This window comes from Pseudarthrobacter sp. C1 (assembly GCF_034720455.1).
GTDB lineage: Bacteria > Actinomycetota > Actinomycetes > Actinomycetales > Micrococcaceae > Arthrobacter.
In genome coordinates, this window is record NZ_JAYESK010000003.1 from 18,008 (window position 1) to 31,822 (window position 13,815).

At 66.4% G+C, this 13,815-nt stretch carries 11 protein-coding genes; 4 read left to right on the forward strand and 7 right to left on the reverse strand.

The window, feature by feature from the left end; genetic code table 11:
* Positions 1–35: 35 nt before the first annotated feature.
* The 4 genes from U7114_RS05270 to U7114_RS05285 all read right to left on the reverse strand — a co-directional run bounded on the left by U7114_RS05270 (position 36) and on the right by U7114_RS05285 (position 7,058).
* Complete coding sequence (locus tag U7114_RS05270) at positions 36–1,862, reverse strand: ABC transporter ATP-binding protein (RefSeq protein WP_323056702.1); 1,827 nt, start codon at positions 1,860–1,862, stop codon at positions 36–38.
* Positions 1,859–3,679 (reverse strand): ABC transporter ATP-binding protein, encoded by a 1,821-nt coding sequence (locus tag U7114_RS05275; protein WP_323056703.1) that lies wholly within the window; start codon positions 3,677–3,679, stop codon positions 1,859–1,861. Before U7114_RS05275 ends, U7114_RS05270 begins: the two co-directional genes overlap by 4 nt.
* Before the next feature lie 139 nt (positions 3,680–3,818).
* The gene (locus U7114_RS05280; protein WP_157241099.1) at positions 3,819–4,766 is read right to left on the reverse strand and encodes a metallophosphoesterase; all 948 of its coding nucleotides are present in this window, start codon (positions 4,764–4,766) and stop codon (positions 3,819–3,821) included.
* A 6-nt stretch (positions 4,767–4,772) separates the two neighbouring features.
* Entirely contained in the window at positions 4,773–7,058 is a 2,286-nt protein-coding gene (locus U7114_RS05285; protein ID WP_321214402.1) for a transglycosylase domain-containing protein, read from the reverse strand.
* A gap of 37 nt (positions 7,059–7,095) precedes the next feature.
* Here U7114_RS05285 and U7114_RS05290 point away from each other — a divergent pair, with 37 nt between their 5' ends.
* From U7114_RS05290 to U7114_RS05300, 3 genes are read left to right on the forward strand one after another with little or no spacing between them, the layout of a single operon-like run.
* On the forward strand, positions 7,096–7,251 hold the full coding sequence (locus tag U7114_RS05290) for a DUF4177 domain-containing protein (protein WP_003797879.1): 156 nt from the start codon (positions 7,096–7,098) through the stop codon (positions 7,249–7,251).
* A 1-nt stretch (position 7,252) separates the two neighbouring features.
* Positions 7,253–7,786 carry a RidA family protein gene (locus tag U7114_RS05295; protein WP_321214401.1) on the forward strand — a complete coding sequence of 178 codons (534 nt, stop codon included), beginning with the start codon at positions 7,253–7,255 and terminating at the stop codon, positions 7,784–7,786.
* 16 nt (positions 7,787–7,802) lie between these two features.
* Positions 7,803–8,714, forward strand: coding sequence for an NUDIX hydrolase (locus U7114_RS05300; RefSeq protein ID WP_323056704.1), 912 nt, complete (start codon positions 7,803–7,805; stop codon positions 8,712–8,714).
* Positions 8,715–8,903: 189 nt separating this feature from the next.
* On the opposite strand, the gene U7114_RS05305 is transcribed toward U7114_RS05300, so the two are convergent.
* Complete coding sequence (locus tag U7114_RS05305) at positions 8,904–9,581, reverse strand: Crp/Fnr family transcriptional regulator (RefSeq protein WP_050684013.1); 678 nt, start codon at positions 9,579–9,581, stop codon at positions 8,904–8,906.
* 252 nt (positions 9,582–9,833) lie between these two features.
* On the opposite strand from U7114_RS05305, the gene U7114_RS05310 reads away from it, so the two are divergent.
* Positions 9,834–11,018: a MarP family serine protease gene (locus U7114_RS05310; protein ID WP_323056705.1), complete on the forward strand. Its 1,185-nt coding sequence runs from the start codon at positions 9,834–9,836 to the stop codon at positions 11,016–11,018.
* A gap of 3 nt (positions 11,019–11,021) precedes the next feature.
* Here U7114_RS05310 and aroQ read toward each other — a convergent pair whose 3' ends face one another.
* Both aroQ and U7114_RS05320 read right to left on the reverse strand, forming a co-directional pair.
* The gene (gene aroQ, locus U7114_RS05315; RefSeq protein ID WP_157241108.1) at positions 11,022–11,483 is read right to left on the reverse strand and encodes a type II 3-dehydroquinate dehydratase; all 462 of its coding nucleotides are present in this window, start codon (positions 11,481–11,483) and stop codon (positions 11,022–11,024) included.
* Positions 11,484–11,601: 118 nt separating this feature from the next.
* Positions 11,602–13,797: an alpha-galactosidase gene (locus U7114_RS05320; protein WP_323056706.1), complete on the reverse strand. Its 2,196-nt coding sequence runs from the start codon at positions 13,795–13,797 to the stop codon at positions 11,602–11,604.
* Between the last annotated feature and the right edge of the window lie 18 nt (positions 13,798–13,815).

The window sequence follows — 13,815 nt, forward strand, 5'->3', positions numbered from 1 at the left end:
AGGAAGGCCGGCCGGGCAGGGGCAGGGGACCGGGATCAGACCAGCGAGTCCTTCCACGCTCCATGCAGGTCCGCAAAGCGTCCGCCGCCGCCAATGAGATCGGCCGGGCTGCCGTCCTCCACGATGCGGCCGTCCTGCACCACCAGCACCCTGTCCGCGGTTTCCACTGTGGACAGGCGGTGGGCGATGATCAGGGCCGTCCGGCGGGCCGCCTCCGTGCCCGCGAGGAGGCGGGCCAGGCCCTGCTGCACCAGCCGTTCGGAGGGGATGTCCAGCGAGGAGGTCGCCTCGTCCAGGATCAGTACTGCCGGGCGGGCCAGGAAAGCCCTGGCAAAGCTGATGAGCTGCCGCTGGCCGGATGACACCCGCCCGCCGCGCTTGTTGACATCGGTGTCATAGCCCGCGGGAAGTTCCCTGATGAAGTCGTGGGCGCCCACTGCCTTGGCTGCTTCCTCGATCTCGGAGCGGGAGGCTTCCGGGCGGCCCAATGCGATGTTGTCCGCCACCGAGCCGCTGAACAGGAACGCCTCTTGGGTGACCATGACAATGTTGCGGCGCAGGTCGGTGGTGCCGAGGCTCCGGAGGTCGATGCCGTCGAGCGTGATCGAACCCGACGTGACGTCGTAGAAACGGGCTATCAGCTTGGCCAGGGTGGATTTCCCTGCTCCCGTCTGGCCCACCAAGGCTACGGTTTGCCCCGCAGGGATGCGCAGGTTCAAGTTGGGGACGATGACAGGACCGTCTCCGTACCGGAATTCGACGTCCGTGAAGTCAATTGCACCCTTGGCGTCCTTCAGTGCGACGGGATTCTTCGGCGGCCGGACAGAAGGCACCTCCTCGAGGAGCCCCGAGACCTTTTCGAGCGCGGCCTGGGCACTCTGGAACGAGTTGTAGAACATGGCCATCTGGTCCACCGGCTGGAAGAACCGTTTGGTGGAGAGGATGAGTGCCAGGAGAACCCCGACTTCCAGGTCCCCGCCGAGGACGCGGAAGCCTCCGAAGAGCAGGACCACTGCCACGCACACGTTGCCGATCAGCACCAGCCCGGGCTGGAAGATGCCGTTCAGGTTGATGGAGCGCACGGTGACCCGCCGGTATTCCTCGGCGAGCCGGCTGTAAAGCCCGGAGTTTTCCTGCTCCTTCCGGAAGGCTTTGACTGCGCGGATGCCTGTCATGGTTTCCACGAAATGCACAATCAGCCGGGCGGAGACCACCCGCGATTCCCGGAAGACGATCTGGGAGTGTTTCTGGTACCAGCGGGCCAGGAGGAACATGGGAACGCCCGCGGCCAGCACCAGCAGCCCGCTCCGCCAGTCCAGTGCGAACACGGTGGCTGCAGTAAACACCATGAACAGCACGCCTGAGGCGAGCGAGCTGACCCCCGAGTCCAGGAGCTCCCGGAGGGCCTCCAGGTCCGACGTCTGCCGGGCTATGATCCGGCCGGAGGTGTACTTCTCGTGGAACTCCAGGCTCAGCCGCTGGGTGTGGCGGAACACCCGGAGGCGCAGGTCCAGCAGCATGGCCTGGCTCAGCCTGGCGGTGGACGTGACATACAAGGCCGTGAGCCCCGCCGTCGCAATGGCCGCGAGGAGGTAGGCGACGCCGGTGAGCACCAGGGGCGCGTTGTCCCCGGCCTGGAGGGCGGGAAGTGCGCGGTCGATGCCGTAGGCGATCAGCGCCGGGCCCGCCACGCGTGCCGCCTGGGACAGGACCACCATGGCGATGGTCAGCCAGAAGCGCAGGCGCACCGGCCGGATCAGTGACCGCAGCAGCGCCAGCGAGCGCCGTCGTACCGCCCTGCTGTCGCTCTTGCTGAGGTGGGCGTTGTCTTCGTTGGCGGTGCCGAATGTCGTGGCGCTCATCGGGTGGCCTCGGCTTCCTGGATATCGGCATCTTCCTCGAGGTCCGACAACTCCGAATCCAGGTCCCGGGGTTCCTGGTCCAGGCTGGCGATGACGTAACGGTAATGGTCGTTGCCTGCCAGCAGTTCCGTATGCGTTCCGACGGCGGCGATCCTGCCTTGTTCGAGCAGGGCCACCCGGTCCGCGAGGGCAACAGTGGATGGCCGGTGCGCGACGATCAGCGTGGTGGTGTCCTTCAGGACGGTCCGGAGCCGGTTCTCCACCAGCTCCTCCGTGTGGACGTCCAAGGCGGACAGCGGGTCATCCAGTACCAGCACCCGCGGCCGGGCGGCAATGGCGCGGGCCAGCGCAATCCGTTGGCGCTGCCCGCCGGACAGGCTGAGGCCCTCGTCGCCGATCAGCGTGTCCACGCCGTCCGGGAGGGAGTACGCGAAGTGGGCCTGCGCCACGTCCAGCGCCTCGTCCAGGGCCTCGTCGGTGCGCTCCGGTGCGCCGAGGAGAACGTTGTCGCGGACGGAGTTGGAGAACAGGGTGGTGTCCTCGAAGGCTACGCCCACGATGCGGCGGAGCTCCTCCACGTCGAAGTCGCGCAGGTCCACGCCGTCGATGCTGATGGAACCGCCGGTGACATCGTAGAGGCGGGGCACCAGCTGGATCAGGGCGCTCTTGCCGCTTCCTGTGATGCCCACCAGGGCCATGGTCTCACCGGGCCGGAGTTCCAGGTTGATGTCCTTGAGGATGGGCTTGTCCGGGGCGTCCTCGAAGGCGAAAGTGGCGTTGTTGAAACGGAGCGCGCCCGCGGGCTGGCGCGGGCTCCGCGGTTCCGGGGGACTGGTAATGCTGTTGGCAGTATCCATCACTTCGTAGTGGCGGTCGACGGCGGTCTTGGCGGTAAGTGCCATGGCCAGCAGCATGCCGGAAAATTCAACGGGTGTGGCAATGACCGCCGCGGTGGCGAAGAAGGCCACCAACGCGCCGATGCTCAGCTGCCCGGTGGAGCACAGCAGGATACCCGCCACCAGGCCGGCGCCCAGGGCGAGTTCCGGCAGGAGCGTGACCACCAAGGTGAACGTGGCCTGGTGGCGCGCCTTGGCGATTTCCGTCTGGCGGAGCTCTTCGGCCTGTAACTCGAAGGTTTCGAGTGCTTCCCGGCTGCGGCCAAAGGCCTTGAGCACGCGGATGCCGTGGACGGATTCCTCCACCGTGGTGGCCAGGTCGCCTGCCTGGTCCTGGCTGAGGCGTGCCACTTTGCTGAAGCGGGTCCGGAACCGGAAGCTGTACGCCATGATGGGCACGGCCGCGGCCAGGAAGATCAGGGCAAGCTGCCAGCTCATGGCGAACATGACGGCAATACCGATGATCACGGTGAGGGTGGTGACCACCAGCATGATGGCGCCGAACGCCATCCAGCGGCGCAGGAAGTTCAGGTCGGTCATGGCGCGGGACAGGAGCTGGCCGGAGCCCCAGCGGTCATGGAAGGAGACCGTCAGTTCCTGGAGATGGTCATAAAGGGAGAGGCGCATCCGGGTCTCCACGGTGGTGGCCGGGTTGATGACGAACTGCCGGCGGAGCGCAACCAGGCCCGCTTCAGCGATGCCCAGAACCAGGATGATGCCGGCCGACATCCAGATCGCCTCGGTGTTGCCGCCCGGCTGCAGTGATTCGTTGACCAGGACCCTCAGGACCTGGGGGATGGCCAGGGCTACAACGCTGGCAAACAGCGCGCAGAGGAGTCCCAGCACGAGCCGCGGGATGATGGGCCGGACATGGGGGTAGAGACGACTGATCGACCGAAAAAATGGAGTTTGCCTGGCCATGCCCGCTTCTCAAGCTCTAAAACGAATGTAGTTTCCCGTAGCAACTACCCTATGCCATGGCGTGAGCCGATTCACAGGGTCGTGGTTCCGGAAAGAGCCTGGCCGGTTGTTACGAACGGCAATAGGCGCGCGTACCCGGTCAGGCGGGCGAAGTCAGGGTCAGCAGGACAGCTTCCGGACGGCAGGCGATCCTTACCGGGGCGAAGCGCGAGGTGCCGATGCCGCCCGACACGTTGACCGGCGTCGTGCGTCCATTGCTGCTCCAGTCATGCAGGCCTTTTGCCCGCCAGGTGGGAAGGTCGCAGTTGGCCACGAGGGCGCCGTAGCCCGGGATGCAAAGCTGCCCGCCATGGGTGTGGCCGGCGAGCAGGAGATCCGCGCCGTCCTCCGTGAAGTGGTCCAGCACCCGCTGGTAGGGCGCGTGGATGACGGCCACTTTGAGGTGGTCTGCGGCGTCCTGGTTCACGGTCCCGCGCGGCCATCCGGCGTACCGCTCGCGTTGCAGGTGGGGATCGTCCACTCCGGAGAAGTCGAAGCGCATGCCGTTCATGACCAGGGACTGGTGGCGGTTGGTCAGGTCCACCCAGCCGCCCATCCCGAAGCCTGAACGCAGCCGCGGCCAGTCAAGCGCCGTCGGCTTGGGCTTGGCCTTGGACGGCCCCAGCAGGTAGGAAGCGGGATTCTTCAGGCTCGGGGCGAAGTAGTCATTGGATCCGGGGACAAAGACGCCGGGGAACTCCAGCAGCGGACGGAGAGCGGCCAGGAGGGGATCCACCGCTTTGGCGTGGCTGAGGTTGTCTCCGGTGTTTACTACCAAGTCCGGCTTGAGTTCGGCCAGTGACTGCAGCCACGCAGCCTTCTTTTTCTGGCCGGGAACGAAGTGGATGTCGCTCAGGTGCAGGATGCGGAAGGGGTTCTTCCCCGGGGGCAGGATGGCCAGGGTCTCTTCACGGAGGACAAACTGGTTTTTCTCCCACAGGCCGTACCCGAAGGCGGCCATTCCGGCGGCAGCCCCGGTTCCGGCGGTGACGGCAAAGCCGCGCCCGATGGTCCGGGCGCGGCTGGCCAACTCGCTGGATGAAATCATCGGCGGCTAGTTCTTCTTGTCGCTGTTGCCCGGCGCGGGTGCGGGGGCGGGCTGGGTGGCGGGTGCCGGGGCCGGTGCCTGGGTTGCCTGCGGTGCCGTCGTGGCGGGCGTGCGGGTGTTCGTGCCGCCGTTCAGGAGGTTGCTGGGCGGGGCCGGGAACGGATTGGTGCCGTAGGCGGGCGCGATCCGGGACATGAAGTTCGAGAACATGGGTCCGGCGATCATGTAACCGTCGATACCGGGGTAGAACTTGCCGTTGACCGTGATGTTCTGGCCGGCCCGGTCCTGTGCGCCGAGTGCGTCGCCGAACCAGGCAGCCGTGGCCAGGCCTGTGGTGTGGCCCACCACCCAGGTGGACCCGTTGTTGTTGGACGTACCGGTCTTGGCGCCGATGGGGAAGCTGGTGCGGGTGGAAATCCGGGGCTGGATCAGCGAGCCGGAGCCGCGGTTCAGGACTTCCTGGAGTGCGTAGTTCACGCCGCGGGCAACCTCCGGCTTGACCGCGTCCCGGCAGCTGCTGGACTGTGCCGGCAGGGTGGCCCCGGTCTGGTCGGTCACGGCAGTGATGGCGATGGGCTCGCAGTACTTGCCGTCGTTGGCGAAGGTAGCGAAGGCGCTGGCCATGGTCAGCGGGGCGGTCTGGGTGGAACCCAGCAGGTTGCCCAGCGTGGACATATTGATCTTCGGGTTGGGTTCGCCGTCAGCCGGAAGCCCGCCATGGAGTCCTGTTGCATCCACGATCTTCTGGATACCGCAGAAGTCCAGCTGTGCCGCCGAAGCGAAAGTGACCGTGTTGATGGAGTTGTAGAGGCCTTCGAGGACCGACAGCGGCCGGTACCACTGCGGTTCGGCGTTCTGCAGGTCGTCGGCGGCGCCAAGTGACTTCTGGGCCGTGTTGTAGGCGCCTGTCACCTTGCCGCAGGTGTTGCGCCACGGGAAGTTCAGCGGGTAGCGGCGCTGTGCTGCGTTGACCACGGTGTTCATGGATTTGCCCTCGTTGAGCCACTCCGCGAAGGTGAACGGCTTCATGGTGGAGCCGGGCTGGGCACCGCCGAGGCCGTTGAGGTCGTTGCCGTCCTTGTCCAGTTTGTCCACGTTGAAGTTCACCTGGGAATCAAAGGCGCCTTCGGCGGGCAGGAAGGAGGTGTTCTGGGCCATCGAGACGATCTTGCCCGAGTTGGGCTGCACTGAGACCATGGCCGCACCCCACTTGTCCGGGTTGGCGCCGGCGGAGGCGTTGACCTGCTCCTGCGCGACTGCCTGGGCGTTCGGGTCCAGCGTGGTGGTGATGGTCAGGCCGCCACCGTAGATGAGGCGCAGGCGTTCTTCGCGGTCCGCACCGTACGCCGGGTTGTTCTCCAGCAGGTGCAGCACGTAGTCGCAGAAGTAGGGGGCGGTGGACGCGTAGGCGCAGCCTTGCTTAGGCTGCGTTACCTTGGTCTCCACGGGGGTGGCCACCGCGGCGTCGTGGTCGGCCTGGGTGATCTTGCCCTGGTTAAGCATCAGGCCCAGTACCAGGTCGCGGCGCTGCTTGGCGTTCTCCGGGTTGTTGATGGGGTCAAACGCGGACGGGCTGTTGACGAGTCCGGCCAGCAACGCCGCCTGAGGGAGCGTGAGGTCCTTGGCGCTGGTGCTGAAGAAGAAGCGGGACGCGGCCTCGATGCCGTATGCGTCGCGGTTGAAGAAGACGATGTTCAGGTAGCCCTCAAGGATCTGCTCCTTGCTGAACTCCTTTTCCAGGGCGATGGCAAGCTTCATCTCGCGGAGCTTGTCGCCCACGCCCTTGTTGACACCGTTGAGCTTGATCTGGTCCTCGTTGCCCTCGGCGGCGAGGTTGGCGTTGAGGACGTTGTTCACGTACTGCTGCGTGATGGTGGACGCGCCCTGCTTGTTGCCGCGGGCGGTGCTGACCAGCGCGCGGAGGATGCCTGTGGTGTCCACGCCACCGTGGTCATAGAAACGGCTGTCCTCGACGGCGATGACAGCTTCCTTAACGAAGGGCGAGATCTGGTCCAGGGCGACTTTGGTGCGGTTCTCGGTGTAGACGCTGGCGATCTCGCTTCCGTCCGCAGCCAGGATCCTGGTGGTCTGGTTGGGCGGGTCAACCTTCAACTCGGCGGGAAGGGTGTCGAAGAACTCGATGGAACCGCTCGCTGCGCTGCCTGAAACGGCCGCTGCGGGAACCAGCAGGCCTGCTACCAGGACACCGCAAATAGCACTCACGCCAAGGAAAACGAGGATCTTACCGAGGGTGGTGGCAGTGTCGAATAATGGGTTCGTACGAGTCGCCATGTTTTCCACTTTACCGGCAAGGACTAGTCTTTCTCTCATGACCAAATGGGAGTACGCGACGATTCCGCTCATTATTCACGCCACCAAGCAGATCCTGGACCAGTGGGGAGACGACGGCTGGGAGCTGGTGCAGGTGGTCCCCGGACCGGACGGAAACGGCCTGGTGGCCTACCTCAAGAGGGAGAAGCAGTAGCATGGGCACCTCCGCAGAGGCCACGCCCGGCGCAGCAGCGGCGCCTGTTTCGGCTGTTGAGCAGCGGCTCGCAGACCTTGGGCTCACCCTTCCCGAGGTCGCTCCGCCTGTGGCCGCCTATGTCCCCGCCGTGATTTCCGGCAGCCACGTGTACACCTCGGGACAGCTGCCGTTCATTAACGGCAAACTCCCGGCAACCGGCAAAGTGTCGGCCGGAACCGAAGGCTATGCTGACGAGCCCACGGTGTCCCCCGAAGACGCCCAGCGGTTCGCAGCCATCTGCGCCGTCAACGCCCTGGCAGCCGTCAAGAGCGTCATTGGTGACCTTGACCGGATCACCCGCATCGTCAAGGTTGTGGGCTTCGTCTCGTCCGATCCGTCCTTCACAGGACAGCCCGGCGTCATCAACGGCGCGTCGGAACTGCTGGGGCGCGTCCTCGGTGATGCGGGCCAGCACGCCCGTTCCGCCGTCGGCGTTTCCGTGCTGCCGCTCGATTCTCCTGTTGAGGTCGAACTCATAGCGGAATTCAGCTAGGACCGGTAGGTCTCCCTTGCCTCAGCTAGCTCGACGGCTCTTTGCTCTTCCCCAGGACCTTGAAGGGGCCGCCCAGAGCTGGCTCGAACACGGCGAACGGACGCCCCGCGCGGCGCGCCTTGCGTCCTCGGTGGTCCTCCTGCGCGATTCCCCCACAGGCCTGGAAACCTGGCTGGCCTACCGGCCGGGGTCCTCGCCGTTGGGCGTCCTCGCCTTCCCCGGCGGATCGCTGGACGCCGCCGACGACGATCCCGTGGGCTGGCTCGGCCCCCCGCCCCAGCATTGGGCTGAGCAGATGGGAACGGACGACGTCGGGCTGGCGCGGCGCCACGTGCTGGGCGCCATCCGCGAGCTCTTCGAGGAAACCGGCGTGCTGCTGGCCGGCCCTGACATGGCCAGTACGGTGGAAGCGACGTCGACCCCGGAGTGGATGCGCGCCCGCATTGCCGTGGCTGAGCAGGAGAAGACCTTCCCGGAGATCCTGGCAAAGCGGGGACTGTCCGTCCGGGCGGACCTGCTGAAGTCACTGGTCAACTGGCGCAGCCCGGACTTCGCGCACCGTCGGTTCGACACCCGCTACTTCGCCGCCACCGTGCCCCTGAACCAGCAGCCCACCCTGCTGGACGGGAAGGGCGTCTGGGGGCGCTGGGTCAATGCTGCCGACGTGATCGCCGAGCGCGATACCACCGCCCTGGGCGACGAGGTTGGCCAGGAGAATACAGTGGGCCGCACCTTGGGTGAGCTCCTGGTCCCCGGCTCTGAAATCATGCTCGAAAAGATGGCCATGGCCAACGGCTGCATCGCCTACCTGAGCTACAAGCGCAAGGCCCACGTGTACCAGCCGGTCCTGGTTGAAGAGGACGGCAAGCTCATGCTCGAGGTCGAGGCCGCCAAGACAACCCCGGACGATCCCCAGCGCGAACGGTAGGTCCGCGGCGGGTTTCGGTCCGGTTGGCGGGCTGCCGCCCACGTGAAACGCTCTCTCACTTGATGCTGGTTTTCCACCGACGCTCTCTCGCTTTCCTTAGGAAAGTGATAGAGCGTCGGCCGTTTTAGCGCATCAAGTGAGAGAGCGTTCGCGGGGAAACAAGGGCCCGGGGCCGGAGGCGGCGGGTTGCTAGCGGGAGCGCTGGCGGAGGCGCTGCATGTCCAAAATGACGACGGCGCGGGCTTCCAGCCGGAGCCAGCCGCGCTGGACGAATTCGGCGAGGGCCTTGTTGACGGTTTCGCGGGATGCGCCGACGAGCTGGGCGAGCTCTTCCTGGGTGAGCTCGTGGGCTACCAGGACACCGTCCGTCGCCGGCCGCCCGAAGCGGTCTGCCAGGTCAAGCAGCGCCTTGGCAACGCGGCCCGGAACGTCGGAGAACACCAGGTCGGACAGCGAATCATTGGTGCGGCGCAGGCGGCGGGCCAGGGCCTGCAGCAGCTGCGCGGAGACCTCGGGACGGGTGCGGAGCAGTGTGTTCAAGCTCTCGTTCCGGAGGCCGGCAAGCCGGGTCTCGGAGACGGCGGTTGCCGTCGCGGTCCGCGGGCTGGGATCGAAGAGGGCCATTTCGCCGAAGAGTTCACCCGGGCCCAGGATGGCCAGGAGGGATTCACGGCCATCGGGAGAGGTCCGGCCGAGCTTCACCTTGCCGGAGACGATGAAGTACAGCTGGTCGCCTTGGTCGCCTTCACGGAACACCGAAGCGCCGCGGGACAGGTCCACCTCGGTGAGCTCGTCCGTCAGCAGACGGAATGCGTCGTCGTCGAGCGTGGCGAAAAGGGGTGCTCGGCGCAGTACCTCGATGTCCATGAAATCTCCTGAATAAAAGTGTCGGCTGTGGCGCTTGTGCCATTGTTTCAGAATTTTCAAGGTTCTGTGACGAACTTGGCAGGCAAAACGCCCCGATGCAGGGCTCCAACGGCCGGTCGGGACCTATTTCGGGCGGCCGTGAAGGCGGCGGGCAGCGGGACTCCACACGGCCCCGCAGGGCGGGGAGCTGTCCAGAATATTGTCAGCATCCAACATTAGAATGAAGGTTCAACTGCTTAATAAGGAGCCTCATTGGTCGGCTTGACTGTCTTGGACCTGGTCCTGATCCTGGCGCTGCTGTCCTATCTGGTTTACGGCCTGCGCAATGGTTTCCTGGTGACAGTCGGCGGCATTGCGGGATTCGCTGCCGGCGCAGTGGCAGCCTTTTTTGCAGTCCCCCTGGTGAGCGGCTTTGTCCAGGACTCCGGATGGAGGCTGACCGCCATCGTGGCAGCCGCCGTCGTCCTGGTGGTCCTGGGGCACGGCCTGGGGACGATGGCAGGCCGGCAAATCCGCGGCGCCGTGCGGATCCGGCCCTTGCGTGCGGTGGACCGCCTGGTGGGCGGGGCCGTGAACGTGGTGGTATCCGCGCTGGTGATGTCCATGCTGGCCTTCAGCATCGGCTCCCTGGGCGTGCCGCTTGTGTCCCAGCAGCTGGCCGAATCCAAGGTCATCCGCTTTATCGACGGCCTGACCCCGGACCCCGTCAAAGCAACCATGGCGCAGCTTCGCTCCACGGTGATCGGCAACGGCATCCCTACCCTGCTCGAGGGACTGGAGCAGGGCCCGGCAGTGGCGGTACCGAACGCCAGCACCGATACGCCGGCCCTGAACCGTGCCGCCGATTCCGTGCTCAGGATCGCGGGGACCGCCTACCAGTGCGGCCAGAACCAGACAGGCACCGGGTTCGTGGTCTCTGCGGACCGTGTGATCACCAACGCGCATGTCGTGGCGGGCGTGTCGGAGCCGGTGGTGGAACTGCCTGACGGCGGGGCGATGCCCGGGCGCGTCGTCTACTTCGACACCAAGCACGACCTCGCGGTGCTGGCCGTGGACAACCTCCCCGCGGATGCGCTGGCGCTTAGCCCCGACCTGCCCAACGGCAGCCCCGCCGCTTTTGCCGGCTACCCCCACGGCGGACCGTTCCAGTCCAAGCCGGCTACCGTCCAGGACATCACCACCGTGATGGTGCCGGACATCTACGGTAACAATGCCTCCCCTGAGGAGATCTACCGCCTGGCCGGCGACGTGCAGCCCGGGAACTCCGGCGGGCCGCTGCTGACCATGGAGGGGGATGTGGCAGGGGTGATTTTCGCCAAGGCGACCGCAGACACGGAAATGGGATTCGCCATCACCATGGATGACCTCAACCCGGTGGCCTCTCAGGCGGCGTCGTTGAGCGCGCCGGTTTCCTCCGGGCAGTGCATCCAGAAGTAGCGGTTAGAGGACCTCTGCGAGGTAGTCAATCGCCAGCCGGTACCCCACAACGCCTGCGCCCACGATGACCGCCGAGCAGACGGGGGACAGGAACGAGTGGTGCCGGAACTCTTCCCGCTGGTGCACATTGGTGATGTGGACCTCGACGGCGGGCAGCTGCACGGCAGCGAGGGCGTCACGGAGAGCCACTGAGGTGTGGGTGAACGCCCCCGCGTTGATGACGATGCCCGCGGCGTTGCTCCGGGCGGCGTGGATGACGTCGAGCAGGACGCCTTCGTGGTTGGACTGGACGCATTCGACCGTAAAACCGTGGGCCTCGGCGGCTGCGGCCGCCAGCTGCTCCACATCCGCCAGGGTGGAGGTGCCATACTTTTCCGGCTCCCGGGTTCCCAGCAGGTTCAGGTTGGGCCCGTTGATTACCAGAATGGTGCGGCGGGCGGCAGGGTCGGTGGAGGCTTCAGTCATGAATGACAATCTATCGGCTGGCTTCGGGTGCCGCGCATTCTTACGCCGGCACCCCCATCGATCGCTCCGTAAATGCCGTTTTGAAGCGTGAAAACGACGTTTACGGAGCAATCGACGGTCACTGGAGTGCGGTGAACCGCACGAGCAGCCCGTGCTCGGGGTTGAGGTTGGGCATGGGCAGGCCCACCTCGGCGAAGAAGCGTCCGGTTGCCTCCGCCCCGTCCGCCAGCCAGGCCGGCGGCTGCACCTGGGTGTAGGTGTGGCCGTAGTCGGGGTCATCCGGAGTGGGGAAGATTGCCTCCGCGCGGTAGCTGCGCTCAGGGTCCAGCCCCGGGATGCCCAGCCGGCCCGCTACCTCGGCGGCGGAGGTGCGCGTGCTCACCAGGGCGAACAGGGCCGCCGTCGTGCCTTCAGCCGCAGGGGCCTCGGTGACGACGCCGTGCAGCAGCAGGGCATCGCCGGCAACGTCCGCGTGGACGCGGCGGCCGCTGTGGATCAGCGCGCGGTGTTCCTTGAACAGGGCGATGAAGCGCTTGAGCTCCTCACGCTCAGCCCCGGTGACCTGCCGGACATCCCACTCCATGCCGAAGTGGCCGAACAGCGCGGAAATGGCCCGGAAGGAGAGATCGTGCGTGCGGGCGGTGGTGTGCGAGGTGGTGGGGCCGATGTGGCTGCCCACCAGTTCCGGCGGGACCACCGCGCCCGTCCAGCGCTGGATGGTCTGCCGCTCCAGCGCATCGTTGCAGTCGGACCCCCAGATCCGGTCCGTCCGCTCCAGGATGCCCAGGTCCACGCGTGCCCCGCCGGAGGAGCAGGATTCAATTTCGACGCCGGGGTGCGCCTTCCGGAGCTCGTCGAACAGCCGGTAGGCGGCCAGGGTCTGCTCGTGGACGGAGGAGCGGCCGGCGTGGCCGTGCTCCAGCAGGTCCCTGTTCTGGTCCCACTTCAGGTAGCTGATGTTGTTCTCGCGCAGGAGCGCATCGATGCGGCTGAAGATGTACTGCCAGGCTTCAGGATTCACCAGGTCGATGATGTGCTGGTTGCGCCATTCCAGGGGAAGCCGTCCGCCGTCCTTGTGCTGGACGGCGGACGGGCCAACGATCCAGTCAGGATGTGCCCGGGCGATGTCTGAATCGAGGTTGACCATTTCCGGCTCCACCCACAGCCCGAACTCCATGCCGCGCGAGGTGACCGCCTCAATGAGCGGCGTCAGCCCCCTGGGCCACAGGCTTTCATCCACGTACCAGTCGCCGAGGCCGGCGTGGTCGTCGCGGCGGCCGCGGAACCAGCCGTCGTCGAGCACGAAGCGCTCCACGCCAAGATCGGCCGCGGACTCGGCCAGCTCAATCAGCGTGTCCAGGTTGTGGTCAAAGTAGACGGCCTCCCAGGTGTTGAGCACCACCGGGCGCGGCTTGCCGGCGGGCCGGCCTGTGGAAGCGGCGGGCAGCACGTGGTGCGGACGGGACCGGAACCAGCTGTAGAAGGCTTCGGTAATCCCGTCCAGTCCCTTGTCCGAATAGGCGGCGAACAGCGCGGGCGTTGTGTAGCTGCCGCCGGCTTCAAGGATGACTTCGGCAGGTCCCAGGAGCTCTGAACCGCCGATCATGGTGCGGCCGTCACCGATGGTGTCGGCGAACTGCTCGTGGTTGCCGCTCCAGGCCAGGTGCGTGGCCCAGACTTTCCCGTGCCGGTTGCCGAAACCGGCGGTGCCGGCGGCGAACAGCAGGGAGGAATCATGGCCGGTGCGGCCGTGCCGGCCCGTCCGGACCCAGGTCCCCTGCTGGATGGCCCGGCGCTGCGGGTGGCGCTCGCGGCACCAGCGGCCGGTGAGGTCGAGGAGCTCGACGGCGTCAGGCGCCACGGGGAGGACGGTCGCCAGTTCGTCGAGCTGGTAGGGGGTGGTGCCGTCATTGGTGACGGTGTGCCGCAGTTCCAGCAGGCCGCCGTCGTGCAGGGCCAGGGTGGATTCCACCGTGAGGCCGGCATCCGGGTCCGACTGGACGATGACGGCGGAACCGCCGTTGGCGCTGGCTGTGGCAACGCGGAGGCGGGCCGAGAAATCCAGCCCGGAGACGCCGTCGGCCATTCGGGAACCGCGCAGGGCGGCCCTGCCGCGCCACGACGACGAAGCCTGGGGGAGGAGGCCCGCCGGAACGCGCGCATCGATGGCGGAGTGCGGGACCGGGGCGGTGAGGATGGCGAGGTCCGGCAAGGTGGTGCCCAGGTCCGCGCCCCAATGGATGACCTCGGCCTCTCCGCTGTCGAAGCTGATCACCAGGCTGGTGCCGGCGGAACGGAGGTGGAGGGGGTCCATAGAGATCTCTTTCGGTTT